This is a genomic window from Saccharopolyspora sp. NPDC050642, from assembly GCF_040654735.1.
Lineage (GTDB): Bacteria > Actinomycetota > Actinomycetes > Mycobacteriales > Pseudonocardiaceae > Saccharopolyspora > Saccharopolyspora elongata.
The window spans coordinates 143,244-164,033 of sequence record NZ_JBFAIN010000015.1; the positions used below are offsets into that span (position 1 = coordinate 143,244).

Genomic DNA, 20,790 nt, shown 5'->3' on the forward strand with positions numbered 1-20,790 from the left:
CCAATACTTCGCCACCCCCAAAATCCCCAAGCCCCACAAGGCCTTTCGCCAATCACTGAGCGCCACGCCCTGATCACGAGCAGTGATCGGCCTGGCCCCGAGACTGCTGTCGCTGTTCGCCGAAGCGGAGCCGGCCGTCTCGATCCGGGCGCACGAGCTGAGCGTCGAAGAGCAGCTCGAACTGCTCCGCACCGCCGACCTCGACATCGGGATCTTCCGGAGCCGCGAACCGCTCGACGGCTGAGCGACGTTCGACCTGCCGCCAGACCGGTTCGCCGTGGCGCTGCCGGAAGGCCATCCGCTCGCGCGAACCCCGATGGTTCGCTGGCAGGACCTGGCGGACGAGCGGTTCGTCATGGCCGGGCGGGCGAAGGCGCCGCTGGAGTTCGATTCGGTCGTCGGCGCGTGCGTCGCCAACGGCTTCACGCCGAAGGTCCTCGGGGAAGCGGTGGCCGGGTACAACCTCGTGGCGCTCGTCGCGTCCGGCCTCGGTGTCGCCATCCTGCCGGAACGCGCCACGGCCCTGAAGCTGGAAGGCGCCACCTACCGCCGGCTCGAACCGGCGGTCGAGGCCGCCCCGCTGCGGATCGTGGTCCGCCCGGAGTGCTTGCGCGAGAGCGTCTACCGCCTGGTGGAGATCGCCCAGGAGATCCCGGTCCCGTCCGACCCGGCCTCGGTGGACCGGACCGAGATCTGACCAATGTGGACGATGGCGGACCGCGGTTCGCCATCCGGCCAACCACTGCGGGAACGATCACGGTCAACGGCACGTCGGAGGGAACGACATGTCGTTCGCCCGAAAGGAATCCCGCTGTGGAAGACGATTGGCCCCAGCAGGTGCGCGGCTGGGAGCTCGCCCGGCACGGCCACATCGAGAACTACCGGAAACGACTGGCCAACAACGTCACGGTCACCGCGATCTGGGAGAACGCGACCGGCACCGGCACGGTGGATGCGCGCGTCGAGACGCTGGGATTCGGCCGGACGCTGACCAGCAGCCGCAAGGAATTCCGGGACAAGGAGGCGTTCTGGACCGCTGCGCGCTGCGTGGTGGAGATGGCCTCGAACCTCCCCTCGCTGGGCGCGGGCAACGAAAGCCCCGCCGATTCCGAGCTTTTCGAGGAGGTCGCCGGGAACGTCGAGGCCGAACCCGGCACCAACGGAACCCCGGAAGCGGAGCTGACGTTCACCCTGGTCAACGGTCGCACGGTGACGCTGATCCTCTCCGATGACCAGGCGTTCGACATGTGCACGCGCATCTACAAGCTCGACAAGTACGTGTGGGACGAGCAGCGCGACGAAGACGAGGACGACGAGGACGCCACCGACGACGAAACCGAGGAAGACGACGAGGACGCCATCGACGAAGCCGTCGAGGTGCCCGACATCAGCGATGTCAGGTCGAGCCCGGACACCGGCCACGACGTGGTCACGCTCCTGGAAGCCCAGTTCGGCGTCACCGAGGACTACCTCATGGCGCACGTCGACTGGTCGGCCCTGATCGTCGTGGGCGAACCCGCGGTGAGCTCGCCGATCAGCCGGGGCGAGGAGTTGCACGCGGCGCTGCAGCCGCGCTGGTACCCGGTCGTCGTGGACCGGCCCGGCGAGCAGTGGGTCGTGCTGCGCCGGACCGGCCTCCGCTACGTGGGCGAGTGAACTTCACAAGGCGGCCTCACTTCCGGGCGTAGGTGTGGATCGCCGCGCCGCTGTCGAGGACGTGCGCGTCGGCGAGAGCGAGGTGCGTGGGCGCGATGTCGCCGTCGAACACGCCGATGCCCTTGCCGAGGACGAACGGGTAGATCTTCAGGACCAGTTCGTCGATCTCCGGCAGCAGCGAGGCGGCGAGGCTACCGCCGCCGGCCAGCCAGATCCCGCCGCCCGGCTCGCGCTTGAGCGCCCGCACGGCCTCGACGGGGTCGCCGGAGAGGACGGTGACCGCGGGGTCCGGGCTGGTGAGGCTGCCCGACACCACGTACTGGTCCAGGTGGGAGTACGGGCTGGTGATGCCCTCCCGCACGCCCGGCTCGTACGTGCCGCGCCCCATCACCACCGCGTCGAAGCGGTTGCCCAGGTCGGTGACGCCCAGCATGCCGTGCAGGTGCGTCGGCAGCGTCTGCGGGTACTCCGCGACGAGGTGCTCGACGAGCCCGTCGGGCAGCGGGAAGAACGCGTCGAGCGAGCCATCGGTGCCGGCGATGTAGCCGTCGACGCTGCAGCCGACGAAGTAGGTGAGCTTTCGCATGGGGTTCCTCCTCTTCGAAGTGGTCGATCAGCGACGGGTGCCGGGCTTGGGCAGCGGGCGCCGAGCCGGAACCGACCGGGGCATGCGCGTATGCGGCTGAACCCGCTTGCCGCCCTTGGCCGACGGGAACGAGAACTGAGCGGTGACGGGCTTTCGCATCGGTTGACCACCTCGGTTTTAGTACTTCGTCTGTCGTACTCAAAACGTAGTACTCCATTCGAAGTGGTGTCAAGCGCGGACTTCGAAGAGGTGCGAGACCGGCGGCCGCGACCGATCCCAGCTTCGGCGTCGAACGCCTGCTGACCTCGGATTCGCTGTCCCCGTTGGACATTGCGCGTCCAGTTCTGAGCGGTCGGCAGCCCGAGCAGCGGGCTACCGACCGCGATGCCGGATCGATCAGCCGTTGCGGGGCCTGGCGAACTCTTCGATCAGCACGGGGTACTGCTCGCCACCGTGCCCGGCGGCGATCGAGCGGTCGGCCATCGCCTTGATCAGCCTCGGCAGTTCGGCGTTGACGCCCACCGCCTCGCTCTCCTCGATCAGGTGCGCCATCGCCCGCGCATCGGTCTCCAGGGCCGACACCTCCGCCGGGTAGGAGCCGCTGTCGATCTGCTCGGCGTACCCGGGAAGCCACCCGGCCACGCCGGCCGCGATCTGCTGCGCGAACGGCGCGTACGTCGCGGCGTCGACACCGGCCGTCCGGAGCAGGGCGGTGCCCTGGAGCCAGGCGTTCAGGACGCTCCACATCATCGCCAGCCCGGCCACGTCGTACAGGGCCGCCAGCCCGTGGTCGGCGCCGAGGTAGGTGACGGTGCCGAGCGCGTCGAGCGTCGACTCGTGCGCCGCGAAGTCCGGCTGCGGACCGCTGTGCAGGATCACCGCCTCGGCGGTTCCGATCACCGACGGGATGGCCATGATGGCGCCGTCCAGGTAGCGCGCGCCGCGCTGCTCGGCCCACCTGGCGGCTTCCCGGGCCTGGGTCGAGTCGCCCGAGGTCAGGTTGATCAACGTCGTGCCGTCCAGCTCGGCATCGGCAGCGGCGAGCAGTTCGCGCACGGCCTGGTAGTCGGTGAGGCAGATGATCGTCACGGAGTCCGCCCTGAGCGCGTCGCCGACCGTCGGCGCCAGCCGTGCCCCTGCTGCCACCAGCCGGTCGGCCTTGGCAGTCGTGCGGTTCCACACGGTCGTGGGGTGCCCGGCCTTCAGGAACGCGCCGGCGAGGGCCTGGCCCATGAGCCCGAGTCCGATGACTGCGACCGGTGCATCGTTTTCGTCGTTCATGGCAGCATCGTCAACGTTGATACCGGTGTGAATGTCAAGCGAGGTTGTCGATGCGGATCGGGGAACTGAGTCGCCGGACGGGCGTCAACACCCACCAGCTGCGCTACTACGAGGCCCAGGGCCTGCTGGAGGCGGACCGCAGCGCGAACGGATACCGCGAGTACGACGAGAACGCCGTGCTGCGGGTGAAGCAGATCCGGCACCTGCTCGGCGCCGGTCTGTCCTCAGAGGACATCGCGTACCTGCTGCCCTGCGCGGTCGGCGAGGCCCCGGAACTGCTCGGGTGCCCCGAGCTGCTGGCCGCGATGCGAACGCGGCTGCAACGGCTGAACGACCAGATGGAGAAGCTCGCCCGATCCCGGGACGCGCTCGTCGACTACATCGACGCGGCCGAAAGAGTGGCCGGCGAGAACTACCCGCCCTTCGACGGCTCCGCCCGGCACCCCATCCCCGCCTGAACTCCCGGCCGGGAGGAACCTGGCGAACTCACTCCACATTCCGCCGAACCGCAGCGGCGAGCCGGTCCGTCTCGTACAGCGTCCGCCCAGAATCACATCCGCCGCGAACTGCTGATTTCCCGACAAGTCGGCTCACGCGGCCTGCCGTGCCCAACTCCTGCCGGACTCCGTAACGTTCCGAATCTTCAATCGCACGAGGCTCGCAGGGTTCTCTTGTACAGCAGTGGAAATAATGCAAATGCCCACCAGCTCGCACAAACGCAGACCTTGACGATCACGCCATACTGCGATCATGGGGGTTCTTCCTGTGCCGCATGGCCAGCAACGAGAAGTGGTCTACTTGCGGGAGAAGGGACACTGCGTTGTCCTCGGCGCGGCGGGCAGCGGCAAGACCGTGATGGCCGTCCACCGCGCCCGGCACTTGGCGGAGGCACCTGGGGTCGGCGGGCCGACGCTCCTGGTCACCTTTAACCAGGCGCTTGTTCCGTACCTGCGAAAACTCGCGGACCATCCCGATGTGACGGTCCAGACGTATCACGCACTCGCCAGAGGATACGTGTCGAATCGCATGAAATGGCGTGAGTTCGTCTGCGGTCGGCAGCTGAAGGAACGGCTGGTAGCCAGGGCACTCGATGACGTCCGCGCAGCTGGTGGCCCAGTCCGATCCGTTCTCAACCGCCCCGTCGGTTTCTTCCTGGATGAACTGCATTGGTTGGCCGCCCATGGAATCTCCACCCCCGACAGCTACACCAGCGGCGAGCTCAGACGGATCGGCCGGGGTACCAAGCTCGAAGCACAAGACCGCGCGATCGCGTATCGCGTGTACCAGCGGTACGTAGAACTTCGCGAGCAAGCGAACCGGCGCTGCGACTGGGATGACCTGGCGAGTATCTTCCTGCGCCTCCTCCAGAACGACAACAATCCCCGCCGGTATCGCCACGTGGTCGTCGACGAGGGACAGGACTTCACGCCCGAAATGATCCGTTCCCTGGCCGTGGCCATACCGGAAGAAGGGTCGCTGACGTTCTTCGCGGACTACGCCCAGCAGCTCTACGGGAGTCGGATGTCCTGGCGCTCGCTCGGTCTGGACGTCAGCAGGACCGTGGAGTTCGCGCAGAACTACCGGAACAGCCTGCAGGTCGCGCACCTGGCTCGGGCGATCACCCACCTACCTCACTTCCGGGACGAAGTCGAACTCGTCGAACCGAAGGATCCAAAGGATGACGGCCTGAAACCAGCTCTCGTCGAAGCCTCGTCCAAGGACGAGCAAGCGACGCTTGCGGTCAAGTACGCGACCAACTTGTCATCCGACGAGCGCCAGGACAAGGACGACCACGGACAGGTGGTGATCCTCGCTCCGAACGAGACACTCACATGGCGGCTCCAGACCGAGCTCGGGGAGTCCAGGCGGACGATCACGCGTCTCGACAGAAACCTGGACCGTTGGCGCACGGGCAGAGGAATTTTCTACGGCACGTACCGGGACGCGAGAGGGCTGGAGTTCGACACGGTGATCCTCCCGTTCTGCGATGCGGACGTGCTCCCGAGCGCCGAGGAGGTGTACGCCTTCGGGCTGGATGAAGCACATGCGCGGCAGGCGCGGCAGCTCTACGTCGCAGTGACACGTGCCCGGAAGAACCTGACGCTGATCTACTCAGGCCGCATGACCGAGCTGCTTCCGTCCGAGGCGTCCGGCTTGTACGAGAGGCTCACCCCGTGACCGACATCGTTGCGGAAGCCCGCAGGCGCGGCATCACCCGGCTCTGCCACTTCACCAGATCCGTCAATCTCGCGCACATCCTCGCTACGCGCGAGATTCGCGCGACGGACCAGTTGGAGCAGTCAGCGGAGGGCTACCGCCCCACCGACGACCACAGACTGGACGGACATCGTTCGCACGTGAGCTGCAGCATCGAGTATCCCAACAGCTGGTACCTCGACCGCGCGCGGAGACGAGACCCGAACTTCCAAGACTGGGTCGTGCTCGCTCTCGACGTTGAACTGCTCGGCAGTCCCGGCGTCAAGCTCAGCCAGCACAACGCGTCACGAGATCGCGGCGCCGGTATCAACGCAGGGCTGGACGCATTCATATCGCTCTTCGAGGCCGAGGTGCTCGGCAGAGAGCGTTATACCCGCGGCCCGGCCCATCCGGACTGGTGGCCGACGGACGATCAAGCAGAAGTCCTCGTACCCGCGCCGATCTCCCTCAGCAACGTGCATTACATCGTCGTCAAGGACGACGAGCAGGCGGAACTGGAGCTGTTCCGCCTGCGGCAGCGCGGGGACGCCAGGTTGTCCGCACCGCCGTTGGTGGTAGCTCCAACACTCTTCGACAAGCGCGAGCTCAGCGAGTCAGTGCGCGCTGGTCGACGGCCTCGGGAATTCCCGTTCCGGCAAAGCGGGACGAGATGAACTGCGCACCCGACACCAGCCAAGGCCGCTCCGCGAGCAGACCTGAAGTAGACGAAATGCGGGACTCCGACACTCCGGGGTCAGTCCACCGCCGCTCATCGGCGCTTCTTCCTGATCACACCTGGTCCGGGAACGGAGTGGGGCGGCAGCCCGCCGCCAGGCAGCCGTAGCCTCCCGTGTCACCGAGATGCCCGCCGACAGACGATGTCAGCGGCGCGAAGATCGCTCTCTCCACGTTTCGCCTGCGAGTTTCCGCAGACCCGCGGTCCGCGCGATCGATCCAGCGCAGTCGGTGCGGGGACACCCTCAATTTCCTCCCGAATAGGCGCCTCGACCGGAAAGGTCTGGAACGCCCCGTGGATCAGTGCCGCGGACGTACGCTCTCAGCGAACCGCTCGTGTCGAAAGCACGTGTTCCGGCGATCGTGACTACAGTGATCTTCGCACGCGAGACCGCGACGAGGGAAGCGAGCAGCGCGAGATGCCCATACACAGTTGGGCGATGAACAAGTTGATGAACGATATGTTCGACGATCGGACGATCATCATCAGCGGCGAGCTGAGCAGAAATACCTCGACCGCCGCGATATCGCAGTTGCTGCTGTTGAACGCCACGGATCCGGATGCGGAAATCAAGCTTTACATAGACAGCGCCACCGGATCTTTACCGGCCGGATTCGCGATTTGCGATGCGATCAACTGCATCAAGCCGGAGGTTTCGACCTGGGCGATCGGCGCGGTGGGATCAGCGGCGACTCTCGTGCTGTGCTCCGGATCGATCGGCAAGAGGTACATGCTTCCGGGATCGTACGTGGTCCTACGGCAACCCGACCACGACGAGGGCCTCGACGGGGAGCCCGTGACGCCGACGACGGCGGACCATCGGAAATGGTCCGATGAAATGGTGCGGCTCCTCGTCGCGAAGACCGGGCAGGATTCGGACACCATCGCCCGCGATCTTCGCAACCACCTCCGCCTCTCGACCACCGATGCGGCCCCCTACGGCATCGTCGATCAGGTCATGGCCGGCGGCAAGTACGCCCCGCAGGGAAACTGACGCGCCAGGCGCCGCAATCCTGTTCCCGGGCGGTCGGCGTGACCGCCACCACGATCGGCGAACGCACTCCACGCCCGCAACGCGGTGCCGGCCGACCCCGAGGCTCCATCCCACGCGCTGACCAGCGCGTTGTCCCGCACCTCACTTACTTCCGAATCCGGGCACACCGGCCCGGCGTGCGGTCGGCATGCGAAACCGACCACTTGGCGGGTGGGGTTACGACCGATATCGGACACCGCCGCACGCCGCTGCGTCTTCCGGCGGCCCTGACTGCACCATTTGACGATTTCCGCCTAGTGCCCAGCTACTGCATTGAGCGTATCTTCCGGGATCACAGTGACATACTCGTGATGCACTCGATATTTTCGACTCGTCACCTGACGCCGGCGGCACCCGGCGTTCGGTTTCCCAACGGGAGCAGACGGAGGGGCAGGGCACGGTGCGATGAGTAACGAACGGCGGCGCCCGCCCCGATAAGGCCGCTGGGACCGGCAGAGCCGGTACGGCGCGGTTGGGACGTACGAACCGGGAAATCTGGGGATGCAGCACGACCACGGCCAGCGATAGCACGACGCCACGCCGACAAAGGTGTCCGCATCGAAGAAGTACGGAGCAATTCCAACGACACGAGCAGTCCGCCCCGCACGAAAGGAAGTTGCGTCATCAACGGGGATATAATTCCATTAGGAAACAAATGGGAACCCGCCACAGGTCGACATGATGCGGATGGCACCGCCCGATTCCGCAACGCGGAACTGGCCGTCCTGGTGTCCCTTCCCAACGAGGTCTCGAGATGGGGCCTCACGTACATGCTGCGCAGTCTTTCCCTGGTGAACTTCGTGCACGGCTGTGCCGATTTCCGAGAGGCCGTGACCCTCCTGGAAAACCGCCCTTTCGACGTTGCCCTCATTTCCGCCGACGAATTGGCGGAATTCGAGCAGATCTCCTCGGTCGCGGCGAAGCGCGGCGTGAAGACGGTGGCGCTGCTGCGCGACGCCAGCGATGACGTGGTCGCCCAGGCTGCGACGCTGTCGGCGGATGGATTCCTCCTGGAGTCCGCGGTCGATCCGCAGAACCTCGAGGATGCCCTGCTACGACTGCAGCGCGGTGACATGGCGCTGCCGTCCTCGCTCGCCAGGAAGCTGATCACGGAGCTTCGCCGCCGAGGCCAACCGCGAACGAGCAGCGTCCGCCTCACGCCGCGCGAACGGCAGGTCCTCGGCTTGCTCGCCGAGGGGATGAGCAACAAGCAGGTCGGCCGCCGACTCGGCATCTCCGCGCACGGGGCCAAGCGGCACGTCGCCAACCTGCTGGCCAAGCTGAACTGTCCCAATCGGACTCTCGCGGTCGCCTACGCCATCCGCGATGGCTTGTTGACCAGTTGACCTGAAGGGGTCTGGGTGGGCGCTGCAACGGAGCACACGCCCACCCGACAAACCCCGGCCGCGACGAGCGCGGAAGACCGTCACAGCTGGGACCGGACCTCCCAGAGTTCCGGGAAGAGACGGGAAGTTATGCGAGAGCGCAGGTAGTCCACACCGGATGATCCACCGGTGCCCGGCTTGTACCCGATCTGGCGCTCGACGCTCAGTGCGTGGTGCGTTCGCCACCGGCCGTACGCCTGATCGACGTCGAGCAGGGCCTCGGCCACGCGCAGCAGTTCCCAGTGCGCGGCGGGCAGGTCTTGGTAGCCCTGCTGCCAGACCTTGGCGAGCGAATCGACCCCCCGCTTCTCGACCAGGGCGATGAACGCCTCCCGCAAACTGGGTTCTTCCAGCCTGCGGACCAGGCGTTCGCGCTCGGCGTCGGTGAGCTGCACCTGGTCCAGGTAGCCGGCGTCCTTCCGCCCGGCCAGGAACTCGATCTCGCGATGCTGCACGGACTCGAAGCCGCTGCCGCCCCGGAGGGTGTCCCGGAAGGCGAGGAAATCCATCGGCAGCATGGTGTCGAGCACGGCCCACTGCGAGATCAGCACGTTCTGGATCGCGACGAGCCGGCGCAGCAGGTGTTCGGCCGCGTCGAGCCGGTCGGCCAGCAGGAGGTCGCGCGCCTCCTCCAGCTCGAACAGCATCAGCTTGAACCACAGCTCGTGCACCTGGTGCACGATGACGAACATCAATTCGTCGTGCGTGCCCTTTTCCGGTTGGCAGCTCAGGAGTTGGTCGAGCCGCAGTACTTCGCGGTAGCGGGACCCCACAGCGTGCTCAGCGCAGTTTCGCTGGTCCGGCTGGACCACGGAAACCTCCTCGGTCGACAACATCTCGGAAACCGTTCGGCTCGGCACTGCCGGCGGGGGCGCGGTCGTGAACCGTGCCTGCCGCACCGCAGCGGAGTGTCGCCGGACACCGACTCGGCCACGACGAAATGCGGGGCAGTCCCCGCGGTACGGCGTCGCGTCCGATGGACCTCACCACGGCGACTCCACCGGGAAACCGCTCATCGGCTCCTCGAACGCGGCCGCGCCCGTCGTTCGCGCGCCGGTTCGGCGGAGGGACTGCTCTGGGCGGTCACGAAGCCAAGGTTAGGAACGGGGCCGTTCGGTGGCCAGTGCCCAAACGGACGCCCCAACGAGCCCCACCAATGGTCCACGACCAGTGCCCGAACGAGCAGTCGCGGACGGACGTCCGGCCGTGCTGCACTGCGGCTGGAAAACCGGTGAAGATCCGCGAAGAGGTGGGACATGCTCCGCAACGTCGTCATAGTCGGTGGAGGTACTGCCGGTTGGATGACCGCGACTTACCTGAAGGAAGCACTGGGCGACCGGATTTCGGTGACCCTGGTCGAGTCCGCCCGCGTGCCCACCATCGGCGTGGGAGAGGCGACCTTCAGCACCGTTCGGCACTTCTTCGACTACCTGGGGTTGGCCGAACGGGACTGGATGCCGGCCTGCCACGCGTCCTACAAGCTGGCCATCAGGTTCGAGAACTGGCGCGAACCGGGCCACGTCTTCTACCACCCGTTCGAACGGATGGCCAAGGTGCACGGGTTCACCATGGCCGACTGGTGGCTCAAGCTCGGCGGCGAGCGGTTCGACAAGGACTGCATGGTGATCCCCGAGCTGGTCGACGCCAAGCGGGCGCCCAAGTACTCGGACGGTGAACTGTTCGAGCGGTCCCTGCACGACGGCGGTGACCGGAAGCGCCAGAGCACGATGTCCGATCAGGACACCCAGTTCCCGTACGCCTACCACTTCGACGCATCGCTGCTGGCCGAGTTCCTCGCCGACTTCGGCACCCGCAAGGGAATCCGCCGGGTGCGCGACGACGTGCTGGAGGTGCGCCAGGACGAGCGGGGCTGGATCAGCCACCTGGTCACCCGCGAACACGGCGACATCACCGGTGACCTGTTCATCGACTGCACCGGATTCCGCGGCCTGCTGATCAACCAGGTGCTGGAGGAGCCGTTCGAGTCGTACCAGGAGTACCTGCCGAACAACCGCGCCGTGGCGCTGCGCGTCCCGGCCGACGTGGAGCAGACCGGAATGCGCCCGTGCACGACGGCCACCGCGCAGGATTCCGGCTGGATCTGGACGATTCCGCTGTCCAACCGCATCGGCACCGGTTACGTCTACGCCGACGAGTTCTGCTCGCCGGAGGAGGCCGAGAAGACCCTGCGCGAGTTCGTCGGCCCGGAGGCCGCCGACGCCGAAGCCAACCACATCCGGATGCGCATCGGCCGCAACCGGAACTCCTGGGTGCGCAACTGCGTGGCGATCGGGCTTTCCAGCGGGTTCGTCGAGCCGCTGGAGTCCACCGGGATCTTCTTCATCCAGCACGGCGTCGAGCAGCTGGTGAAGCACTTCCCGGACGCCAACTGGGAGCCGGAGCTGATCGCCAGCTACAACCGGGCGGTCGCGCGCTGCCTGGACGGCGTCCGCGACTTCCTGGTGGTGCACTACCGGTGCGCCGCACGGGCCGACACGCCGTACTGGAAGGCCACCAAGGAGCGGCCGTTGCCGCCCGGACTGGACGAGCGGCTGGAGGCGTGGTCCGTCCGGCTACCCGACCACACGTCGGTCTACCCGTACTACCACGGTTTCGAGCCGTACTCCTACAACGTCATGCTGCTCGGCCTCGGCGGTCATCTGCCCAAGCGGTCGCTGCCCGCGCTCGACTTCCTCGACGACACCGCGGCGCGTGCGGAAATGGCCCGGGTGCGGAAGGAGAGCGCGCGGCTCGTCGATTCCCTGCCGAGCCAGTACGAATACCTGACGTCATGAACGCCGGGTTCCCGTCCTGATCCCGGTGGCGGATAGCAGGAGGGCCTCTGCTGGTCGCGATCAGCAGAGGCCCGATTGCTTTGCGCGGGATCACCGAACTCGCCGTAGCGGCCCTCCCGCGACTCGTACTCGTTGCTAGACCTCGTCATCCGGCACCAACGCACGGACACGATCGCCCACTTCGGGGTGCCCCGAAGCGATCGACGCTCCGGACGAGGACTGCGGCGCCGTCACCGCCGGGCTCACCCTGCCCAACGGGACGGCGCCGCAGAAGGCGTCATCGACGAGATCGCGATGAGCAGACCTCAGGAGGCTGCTTCACGCGCTCACTTCCTCCCGCTCTGCTGTGGTCCTGTCCGGGAACCGCGGTGCGGTCAGCAGCAGAACGCTCGCGACGGCGAGAAGCCCCACGGACGCGATGAGGGCGATGTCGTAACCACCGGTCGCGCTGCGCAGCCACGAGATCAGCAACGGGCTTGCGCCGATCCCGACGACGAAGATCGCGTACAGCACGCCGAACAGGCGGCCGTAGCAGGTCAGGTCGTAGTAGCGGGCGGTGAGGTACCCCATGACGTCCACCTCGCCGCCCAGCGACAGGCCGAGGCCGATCGCGGCCACGACGGCGAGGTCGGGACCGCCGAGCAGCAGGGCGAGGAACCCGGCCGCGGCGACGGCGAGCACGATGGCGGCGACCTTCGGCGCGAAGAAGCGGTCGACGAGCAGACCCACCACCAGCCGCCCGACGATCAGCGCCACGCCGACGAGGCTGGCCGTTCCCGCCGCGGAGGCGGGCGACACACCGGCGTCGCGCAACAGCGGGACCAAGTGCACCGACATGCCGCCGAGGGCGAGCGCGAGGAGGAGGAAAGTCACCGCGAGGCGGCCGAAAAGCGCGGTGCGCAGCAGCGGCGCGAGCCGCGGGGCGGCGGACACCTCCTTGCGGGCTGCCGCGCGAGCGAGCCCGCGCGACCGTGGCATCAGCACGCCGACGACCACCGCGCCCACCAGCACCACGATCCCCAGGATGCGGTAGACACCGCGCCAGTCCTCCGCGATCTGCGCGCCGAGGATCTGTGGTGCGAGGAAGGCGACGAGCCCCGCACCTGCCAAGGCGATGCCGAGCGCGATCCCGCGAGCCCGGTCGAACCGCTCGTTGACCGCGCGGGTGAACGAGACCGGCGAAGATGCCGCCGCCAGCACGTACATCAGGGCCGACAGCAGCAGGAAGCTCGTGAAGGGCTGCCCGACTGCCGAGAGCGCCATGAAGATCCCGCCGAGCGCGGCGAGGGACAGCGCCGACGGGATCCGCACGCCGTAGCGGTCGACGACCAAGCCGATCAGAGGCGACAGGATGATGTTGATGATGGAGCCGATGAACAGCACCGACGAGATCTGGCTGCGGCTCCAGCCGAACTCCGCCTCGAGCTCCGGGATGAACAACCCGAAGGTGTAGAACGGCAGCGACGCGATCCCGAGACCGATGCCGACCGTGGCGGCGGTCAACGGCCGCCAGCCGCGCAGGATCTCGGCACCGGGCCCGGCCACCTGATCGCGGCCGAGCCTGCCCCCCGCTATTTCACTCATTGATTCCTCCTGGCGACGTACTTCGACTTCCACCGCCAGGCCGGGCGGAAGTCCGCCGCCGGCGGGTCCTGAGCACTGCCGCCATCACACCTTCCGAGCCTGGGCGTCCCAGTACTCGTCGCGCAGCTCGCGCTTGAGCACCTTGCCGGCGGGCGACCGGGGCAGGCCCCGGACCAGGATCGACTTGGGCGCCTTCACCGGGCCGAGCCGCTCCTCGCAGGTCCGGATGATCGCCTCGGCATCGATCTCCCGCCCCGGCTTCGGCTCGACGACCGCCGTGACGGCCTCGCCCCACTCCTCGTCCGGCAGGCCGATCACCGCGCAGTCGTGGACCTCGGGGAAGGTGTGGATCACCGCCTCCACCTCCGAGGAGAACACGTTGAGCCCGCCGCGGGTGACGATCAGGTCCTTCTTGCGGTCGACGATGTAGATGTAGCCGTCCGCGTCGCGCAGGCCGATGTCGCCGGTGCCGTGCCAGCCGCCCGGGCGCCGGGTTTCGGCGGTCGCCTCCGGGTTCTCCCAGTAGCCGGGGAACACCAGGTCGGAGCGGACGGCGATCTCGCCGGTCCGCTCGGGCGGCAGGACGTTGCCGTCGTCGTCGATGATCTCGACGCGGGCGACGACCGTCGGCTTGCCGCAGGAGGCCAGCAGCCTGCGGTCACCGCCCGGGGCCACGGCCCGTGCGGCGTCCTCGGCGGTGAGCACCGTGAGGGCCAGCGGCGCCTCGGACTGCGAGTAGAACTGGGTCATGACCGGCCCGAACACGTCCACGGCCTCGGCCATTCGCTCGGGGGCGACGGGCGATGCCGTCAGGAAGAAGTGGCGCAGCGAGGAGTAGTCGTGGTCGCGGACCGACGGATGTGCCAGCAGCTCGTACAGGTTCGAGGGCGGCAGGAAGAGGCGGGTCACCCGGTTGCGCTCGATCGAGGTCAGGATCTCCTCGGGCACCGCTTCCCGGTGGATGATGACCGATCCCCCCGCGCCGATCGCCGGGAAGGCGAACGAACCGCCGGCGTGGGCCAGCGGCGTCGCGCAGATGTAGCGGGGCGGCTCGGGTTCGGCGGCGTGCGCGCTCACCGCGACGTACATCAGGTGCGCCTGCCGGTTGTTGATCGGCACGATCTTCGGTTTGCCGGTGGTGCCACCGGTTCTGATGAACAGCATGTTCTGGCTGGTGTCCACCGGGAGCAGCGGCGCCGTCGTACCTTCCGGTGCCATCCAGGTGGTCAGTTCCGGGTCGCCCTCGCGGCCGGGACCGATCGAAACCGTCGTCCGCAGGGTGGGGACGCGCTCGATGAGCGTTGCGGCGAGCTCGGCCTGAGAACCGTGGTAGATCAGCCGGGTGCACTTCGCGAGGTTGAGGAAGTCGACGAGGTCGTCCGCCGCGCTGGCCGCGTGCCCCGCCATCCAGATGCCGCCGGCGCGGATCACGCCGACCGCGCAGGCGAACGCGTACGCGTCGGGCGGGCTCAGTATCGACACGCGTTCGCCCTGCTCTAAGCCCTCGTTCAACAGCCCGGCCGCCACCCGGTGGCTGACCGAGGTGAACTCCTCGTGCGTCATCAACACGGTGCCGTCGGGATCGACCATGCACGGCGCCTGGAGGTTGATGCTGGAACCTCGGTCGAGGTAATCGATGAACATCATGACTGGAAGAACTCCATTGCTGCGAGATGTGCGCTGAGCGACGGTGTCGAGCCGGGCAGGCTCGGTCGCTCACCGATGAGACGTTCCGCCGGCGCGGATCGTTGCAATGACTTCGTCGACGCCGAGGTTTCCGCCCGCGCAATCGCGAAGCAGTGCCAGTACGCGCTCGTCGCGATATTCGCGCCAGGGCGCGGCGTCTTGCGGCTCCTCCGCCGGGATCTGGTCGATGAGGGACGTCAGGACCTTGCTCCCGCCCAGTTCCTCGAAGGTCGCCACGCCGGCTTTTCGCATGTACCGCACGCACTCCACCCATCGGACCGCGTGGGTTATCTGATCTGCCAGCGCTTCCCGGACGGCTTGCGCGCCCGATCCGAAGGGCAGGCCGGTCACGTTGGAGACGACCGGCGTCCGGAGTTCACCGAAGTCGACCGTGTCCAGGAACGCCCGGAACTCCTCGGCGGCCGTCGCCATCCACGGCGAGTGGAAGGCCCCGCTGACCCGGAGCGGAACGAATCCCCGGACGCCTTCGAGCTTTTCGAATACCGGCTTGATCCGCTCCAGTTCTTCTTTGCTCCCGGACAGCACGTGTTGCTCGGGAGCGTTGTAGTTGGCGATGACGACGTCCGCGACGCCATGCGCTTCCAGCGTCTCCGCGATGGTTTCCCCGGACACGCCGACCACCGCCGCCATCCCGCCGCCGTCGGCCTGGCCCATCAGCTCCGCGCGACGCTTCACCAGCCGCAAACCGGTTTCGAAGTCGAAGGCGCCTGCCGCGAAAAGCGCGTTGTACTCGCCGAGGCTGTGGCCTGCCAGGTAATCCGCGGGCGCCGCGCCCTGCCGGCGCGCCGTCAGGTAGTGCAGTGCGTTCACGACGTAGATCGCGGGCTGCGCGTACGTGGTTCTGCTCAGCTGCCGGTCGGGGTTTTCCAAGCACAGCGCCTCGATCGAATACCCGAGCACTTCGTCGGCTTGCCGGCACAGCTCCGGGAAGTGCTCGAACAGGCCCTTGCCCATTCCCTTCTTCTGCACTCCCTGACCCGGGAAGACGTAGGATCGCATCAGCTGACCTCGCATCGAAAATGAGGGTTTTCCAACCTCGTTTTGCATAGCGGTGCGGGTAGCGGAACCTCAGAGCTCCCCTGGTCTGTGGGTGCCCCTCCTGAAGTATGTCCAATACTCGGCGGAGGGGCCGTCCTCGCCGAGGGAACCCCGGAGGGGTGGGCACCGTGAACCCGCGGCGGTACCGGTTGCGAAAGTGGGCTAAGCGCTTCGCGCTTGCGACAACTCGCACTGGCTGGGCGCTCAAGCGTCGCGGCTGCGGTCGCAGCAGGATGAAAACGGCTCATCAGGCGGCACCGCCTTCGACGTAGGTCTCCACGCACGCCTGCTCGATCGCGGCGAGCGGCCCGGCGTCGTGCAGGATGGTCATGTGGTTGGCCGCGTCGATGTCCACCACTCGCAACGCCGGGAGCTCGCGCTCCCAGTCCTGCCGGTAGTTGACGTGGTCCAGGGAGAAGGTCTCGCCGCCCACTTGGAAGTACGGTTCGAGATCGCCGAGGAAGAGCCCCCGGCGGTTCCGGAAGTACGTGCAGTCCACGGCCGTCGGGTCCACCAGCGGCCGGACCTCGTACTCGGCGAGCCCGTAGGCGAGCTGCACCCCGATGTTCCGGAGGGTGAAGTCCACGATCTGCTCGCGGCTCATGGACAGGCCCCGCTCGACGGCGAGGTCGGCGAGCCGCCGCACGAGTTCGGCCTCGTCCACCGCGGCGTCGACCTCGTCCTGGTGGATCAGCAGTCGCGTCACCTCGGCGAGGTCCTTCTCCCCGGCCGGCCAGAGCAACGAGTTCACCACCTGGATGGCCGCGCTCCGGGCCGTCGCGGACCCGCTGGCGTTCGACTTCGCCAGGCCGGTGCCGTCCGGCGAGTCCACCATGATCAGCGAGTTCACCGCCTGCCCCTGCTGCTGGAGCAGGCGGGTGATCTCGTAGGAGACGATTCCGCCCAGGCAGAACCCGCCGACGTCGTAGGGCCCCTCGGGCTGCACCGCGCGGATGATCTCGGTGTAGTACTCGGCCATCTTCGGGATGCCTTCGACGGGCGCGTGTTCCGTCATGAAGCCACGGGCCTGAATTCCGTAGAACGGTCGGTCGATCTTCGCGGCGATCGTGCGGTACGTCTCGACGCTGGCCAACGCGCCGTGGATCCAGAACACCGGCCTGCCCCCGGTCACGCCGTTCAAGTGCACGAGCTCCGGGAACTGCGGGCCCTCGGGCAGGCTGCCGTCCGCGGCCACGGTCGACAGCCGCGCGACCACGTCGTCCAGGGTGTCGTTCGGCTGCAGCCAATCCGGCTGGAACGCCGGGAACGCGCCGCGGAGGCGGCTCAGCACCGCCACCAGGAGCAGCGAGTTGAGACCGTAGTCGGCCAGCGCCTTCGAGCCGTCGACCTCGTGCTTTTCGAGGCCCAGCACCGAGGCCACGAGACCGGTGACGAAGTCCTCCGGTCCCACGGTGCCGACGCGTTCACCGACGGCCGCCGGTGCGGGGACCGACCGGCCCGGGGACTGCATGTCGAAGCACATCCGCCGTTCGAACGGGTAGCCCGGCAGCGGAATCCTCCGGCGCCGCGCCCCCTGGTGCAGCAGGATCCAATCCACGGACGCGCCCGCCACCCAGCGGTCGGCCAGGAGATCCATGCGCCGCTGCGCCACCAGGGAACGGAGGAACTCGTCGGTGTCGGCGGACGAGTCGACGATGCCGCGGTCGCGCTGCGCACCGTCGGCGACGGCCACCCGCGCGCGCATCTCCGGGTCGTCGTCGAGCCATCCGCGGAGCACCTCGGCCGCCTCGTCAGCGGTGGCCGCGATCAGCGCCAGCCTGCAGTCCATCGCCTCGCGCCCGACCTGCAGGGTGTATGCGACGTCCGCCCAATTCTCCGGGCCCGCCTTCATAGACCAGTCGACGAACTGCCTCGCCCGTTCGCGGAGGGCCGTCCCGGTCTTGGCCGAGAGCACGAGGATCTGCGGCGAAAGCGCGCTCTCCTGCGCGTCCTCGCCGTGGACGGGCAGGTGCTGTTCGAGCACCGCGTGCGCGTTCACGCCCCCGATTCCGAAGCTGTTGATGCTCGCACGACGCGGGAGCGCACGGCCGTCGTCGCCGGTGCGGACGGGCCATGGGATGGTCTCCGCGGCCACCCGGAGCCGGGTTCCCGCCAGGGAGATGTTCTCGTGCAGACGCCCGAAGCCGGGAATCGCCGGGACCACGCCGCGTCGCACGGCCTGGACCGTTTTCACCAGCGCTGCCAGACCCGAGAACACCTCGGTGTGCCCGATGGACGGCTTCACGCTGCCGAGGTAGATGGCGGAGTCTTCGTCGTCCGGCGCCGCGGTGTCGCCTCCCAGGCTCGCGCGGAGCGCCGCGATCTCCGCGCTGTCCGCCAGCATCGAGCTCATGCCGTGGGCTTCGACGTAGGAGACGGTGCCGGGGTCGACACCCGCGTCGGCGTAGGCGCGTGCGATGGCGGACTTCATGCCGCGGACGTTCGGCGCCGTGAACGACACACCCTTGCCGCCGTGGGCGACGCCGGTGCCGCGCACAACGCCGTAGATGGTGTCCCCGTCGTCGATCGCCCTGCCGAGCGGCTTGATCAGCACGGCGCCGGCACCCTCGCTGCGCACGGTGCCGTCGGCGTCCTGCTGGAACGGGCGCACGTCCCCGCTGGGGCTGAGCATCCCCGCCGCCCGCATTCCGGCGAAGCGGGTCGGTGACATGATCAGGTTCACGCCGCCGACGAGGGCCTGGTCGCACTCCCCGTCGCGGATGGACCGGATGGCGCGGTGCAGGGCCACGAGCGACGACGAGCACGTCGTGTCGCACTGCTCGCTCGGACCGTGCAGGTCGAACAGGTAGGAAATGCGATTGGGGATCAGCGCGGGCGCCGGTGAGCTCATCAGGCTCGGCCCGCCGTCGGCGTCCGGCGCTGCGGGCTCGTACTCGCTGGCGGTGGCGGCGACGAAGACCCCCGTGGGCCGCGTCCGCAGCTCCGCGGGCTGATAACCCGCGTCCTCGATGGCGTTCCACGCCGCCATCAACATCAAGCGGAGCTCGGGAGTCACCTGCCGCGCCTCGGTCATCGACATGCCGAAGAAGAGCGGGTCGAATTCGTGGATCTCGTCCATGAACCCGCCCCGGATCGCGGCCGCGTCCACGCCGTCGCCCTGGAGCGCCCAGTCAGCACGCCGCATCGGCGGGCTGGTGATGCAGCGTTCGCCCTGCTCGACGACTCGCCAGAACTCCTCGATGTCGTCGGCCTGGGGGAAGCGCGCGGACATCCCCACGATGGCCATTCCCTCGGGCTCGGCCTCCTCCCCGATCGGCACCGCGGCAGCAGGTGCGCTCACTTCCGGAGGAGCGCCTCCGACGGGGCCGGGGGCTTCGGGCGCGAGCGGGGCTTGGATCTCGGAGGCGTACTCGGTGACGATGAACTCGCTGAGATCCGCTACGGTCCCGTGCTCGAAGAGCACCGTGATGTCCAGGTCGATGTCGAGCTGCTCACCGACGGCACGGGCCACGTTCACCGCGAAGATGGAATCGAGACCGTAGTTCGAGAACGGCTCGTCACGCGCGATGCGGGAACGATCGATGCGCAGCGATTCCGCCAGCACGTCGAGCACTGTTCCCGCCACGTGGTCGAGCAGGCGATCCGCGGGCGCGGACTCGCTGACCGCGGCCGGGCTTTCGCGTACCGGCGCCCTCTCAACCGGCTCCGGCGCGTTCTCCGGCACGGATTCGCGCGGAGCTGTGCTCGCCTGCCGCACGACTCCGTCGCTCTCGGCCACGATGATCTGCTGACCGAGATCCGTGGCTTCCCGCAGCGGGAATGTGACCGGCCCGTACCCCTCCTCGGCGAGGACGCGCTGCCAGCCTTCGACCGACAGGAGGGGGCTGCCCGGAATGCGCGACTCCGCGTCGTCGTAGAGCCACCACCCTTCAAGCAGGCCGAAGGTGAACGCGTTGAGGAAGTTGTTCGCCGTCACTTCGTTGAGCAGCAGGATCCCGCCCCTCTTCAGGGGCGCCTTGGCGTTGCGCAGCGTGTTCCGGATGTTCCGGGTGGCGTGCAGCACGTTGGCGGCGATGACCACGTCGTACTCGCCGACGGGGATTCCCTGCTCGGCCACCGCGTTCTCGATGTCCAGAATGCCGTAGGCCAGGAACGGGCTGGTCGGCCCGTAGGACCGCTCGGCGTGTTCCAGGAACGCCCGGGAGAGATCCGTGTAGCGGTACTCCCGCACCGCCAGGCCCTCGGCACGGATGGCGTCCAGGACGATGGCGCTCGTCGCTCCGGTTCCTGCGCCGATCTCCAGGATCCGCGGCTCGAAACCGGGCTCGGCATCGGCCCGGCGCCGCAGGTGGGCGACCAGCTTGGCGGCCAGTGCCGTGCTGAAGTAGATCGATGCCGGGTTGGACTTGTACGCGTTCTCGACCAGCTCCACCGACCCACCCGGGAACATGACCTCCGTGGCGCGCCGCTTCCCGGTGAGGACGTCGGGCAGGACCCGGAGCGTCGTCTCCACCAGCAGATGGGTGGCGGCCAGGTCGGGATTCCCCTGCCAGTGCGGCTTTTCCGCCTCCCACTCGCGCCACAGCTCATCGAGCGGCCGGTGCCCCCGGGCTTCGCCGACCAGGATGCTGTCGTCCCGGCGCTCGAGGTAGCCCTCGATCTCGAGGACGCGAACGCACTCGGCGAACCACAAGTCGTACACCGGCAGCAGACCGGCCGCTTCCCGCGCCGCACCCAACGTCTGCTCGGATCGGCTGAACGCCCCGAGAACACGCAGGTGAGACCACAGGAAGTCGCACAGCAGCCGTTTCATGATCGGTCCCTCCGAAATT

Annotated in this window: 14 protein-coding genes and 1 pseudogene; 8 read left to right on the forward strand and 7 right to left on the reverse strand. The window is 67.8% G+C overall.

The window, feature by feature from the left end:
• Positions 1 to 82: 82 nt before the first annotated feature.
• Positions 83 to 697: pseudogene (locus AB0H93_RS23585) on the forward strand (LysR family substrate-binding domain-containing protein).
• A gap of 116 nt (positions 698 to 813) precedes the next feature.
• On the forward strand, positions 814 to 1,656 hold the full coding sequence (locus tag AB0H93_RS23590) for a hypothetical protein (protein WP_358575215.1): 843 nt from the start codon (positions 814 to 816) through the stop codon (positions 1,654 to 1,656).
• Positions 1,657 to 1,672: 16 nt separating this feature from the next.
• On the opposite strand, the gene AB0H93_RS23595 is transcribed toward AB0H93_RS23590, so the two are convergent.
• Positions 1,673 to 2,242, reverse strand: coding sequence for a dihydrofolate reductase family protein (locus tag AB0H93_RS23595; RefSeq protein WP_358575217.1), 570 nt, complete (start codon positions 2,240 to 2,242; stop codon positions 1,673 to 1,675).
• A 396-nt stretch (positions 2,243 to 2,638) separates the two neighbouring features.
• Positions 2,639 to 3,523, reverse strand: a complete 885-nt coding sequence (locus AB0H93_RS23600; protein WP_358575218.1) for an NAD(P)-binding domain-containing protein — start codon at positions 3,521 to 3,523, stop codon at positions 2,639 to 2,641.
• A gap of 50 nt (positions 3,524 to 3,573) precedes the next feature.
• Here AB0H93_RS23600 and AB0H93_RS23605 point away from each other — a divergent pair, with 50 nt between their 5' ends.
• From AB0H93_RS23605 to AB0H93_RS23625, 5 genes are all read left to right on the forward strand, one after another.
• Positions 3,574 to 3,981, forward strand: coding sequence for a MerR family transcriptional regulator (locus AB0H93_RS23605; RefSeq protein WP_358575219.1), 408 nt, complete (start codon positions 3,574 to 3,576; stop codon positions 3,979 to 3,981).
• Positions 3,982 to 4,273: 292 nt separating this feature from the next.
• Positions 4,274 to 5,701 carry a UvrD-helicase domain-containing protein gene (locus tag AB0H93_RS23610; protein WP_358575220.1) on the forward strand — a complete coding sequence of 476 codons (1,428 nt, stop codon included), beginning with the start codon at positions 4,274 to 4,276 and terminating at the stop codon, positions 5,699 to 5,701.
• Positions 5,698 to 6,393: a DarT ssDNA thymidine ADP-ribosyltransferase family protein gene (locus tag AB0H93_RS23615; RefSeq protein WP_358575221.1), complete on the forward strand. Its 696-nt coding sequence runs from the start codon at positions 5,698 to 5,700 to the stop codon at positions 6,391 to 6,393. The genes AB0H93_RS23610 and AB0H93_RS23615 overlap by 4 nt, the downstream gene beginning before the upstream one ends.
• Before the next feature lie 501 nt (positions 6,394 to 6,894).
• Positions 6,895 to 7,449 (forward strand): ATP-dependent Clp protease proteolytic subunit, encoded by a 555-nt coding sequence (locus AB0H93_RS23620; RefSeq protein ID WP_358575223.1) that lies wholly within the window; start codon positions 6,895 to 6,897, stop codon positions 7,447 to 7,449.
• Positions 7,450 to 8,279: 830 nt separating this feature from the next.
• On the forward strand, positions 8,280 to 8,834 hold the full coding sequence (locus AB0H93_RS23625) for a response regulator transcription factor (RefSeq protein ID WP_358575225.1): 555 nt from the start codon (positions 8,280 to 8,282) through the stop codon (positions 8,832 to 8,834).
• A gap of 80 nt (positions 8,835 to 8,914) precedes the next feature.
• On the opposite strand, the gene AB0H93_RS23630 is transcribed toward AB0H93_RS23625, so the two are convergent.
• Entirely contained in the window at positions 8,915 to 9,685 is a 771-nt protein-coding gene (locus AB0H93_RS23630) for a tryptophan 2,3-dioxygenase family protein (RefSeq protein ID WP_358575226.1), read from the reverse strand.
• 444 nt (positions 9,686 to 10,129) lie between these two features.
• Between AB0H93_RS23630 and AB0H93_RS23635 the strand changes: the two genes are divergently transcribed.
• Positions 10,130 to 11,668: a tryptophan halogenase family protein gene (locus AB0H93_RS23635; protein ID WP_358575228.1), complete on the forward strand. Its 1,539-nt coding sequence runs from the start codon at positions 10,130 to 10,132 to the stop codon at positions 11,666 to 11,668.
• A gap of 318 nt (positions 11,669 to 11,986) precedes the next feature.
• On the opposite strand, the gene AB0H93_RS23640 is transcribed toward AB0H93_RS23635, so the two are convergent.
• The 4 genes from AB0H93_RS23640 to AB0H93_RS23655 all read right to left on the reverse strand — a co-directional run bounded on the left by AB0H93_RS23640 (position 11,987) and on the right by AB0H93_RS23655 (position 20,771).
• Positions 11,987 to 13,252, reverse strand: a complete 1,266-nt coding sequence (locus AB0H93_RS23640) for an MFS transporter (RefSeq protein ID WP_358575229.1) — start codon at positions 13,250 to 13,252, stop codon at positions 11,987 to 11,989.
• 84 nt (positions 13,253 to 13,336) lie between these two features.
• Positions 13,337 to 14,899 carry an AMP-binding protein gene (locus AB0H93_RS23645; RefSeq protein WP_358575230.1) on the reverse strand — a complete coding sequence of 521 codons (1,563 nt, stop codon included), beginning with the start codon at positions 14,897 to 14,899 and terminating at the stop codon, positions 13,337 to 13,339.
• Positions 14,900 to 14,968: 69 nt separating this feature from the next.
• Positions 14,969 to 16,006: an ACP S-malonyltransferase gene (gene fabD / locus AB0H93_RS23650; protein ID WP_358575232.1), complete on the reverse strand. Its 1,038-nt coding sequence runs from the start codon at positions 16,004 to 16,006 to the stop codon at positions 14,969 to 14,971.
• A 238-nt stretch (positions 16,007 to 16,244) separates the two neighbouring features.
• Positions 16,245 to 20,771, reverse strand: a complete 4,527-nt coding sequence (locus AB0H93_RS23655; RefSeq protein ID WP_358575233.1) for a beta-ketoacyl synthase N-terminal-like domain-containing protein — start codon at positions 20,769 to 20,771, stop codon at positions 16,245 to 16,247.
• Positions 20,772 to 20,790 lie beyond the last annotated feature (19 nt).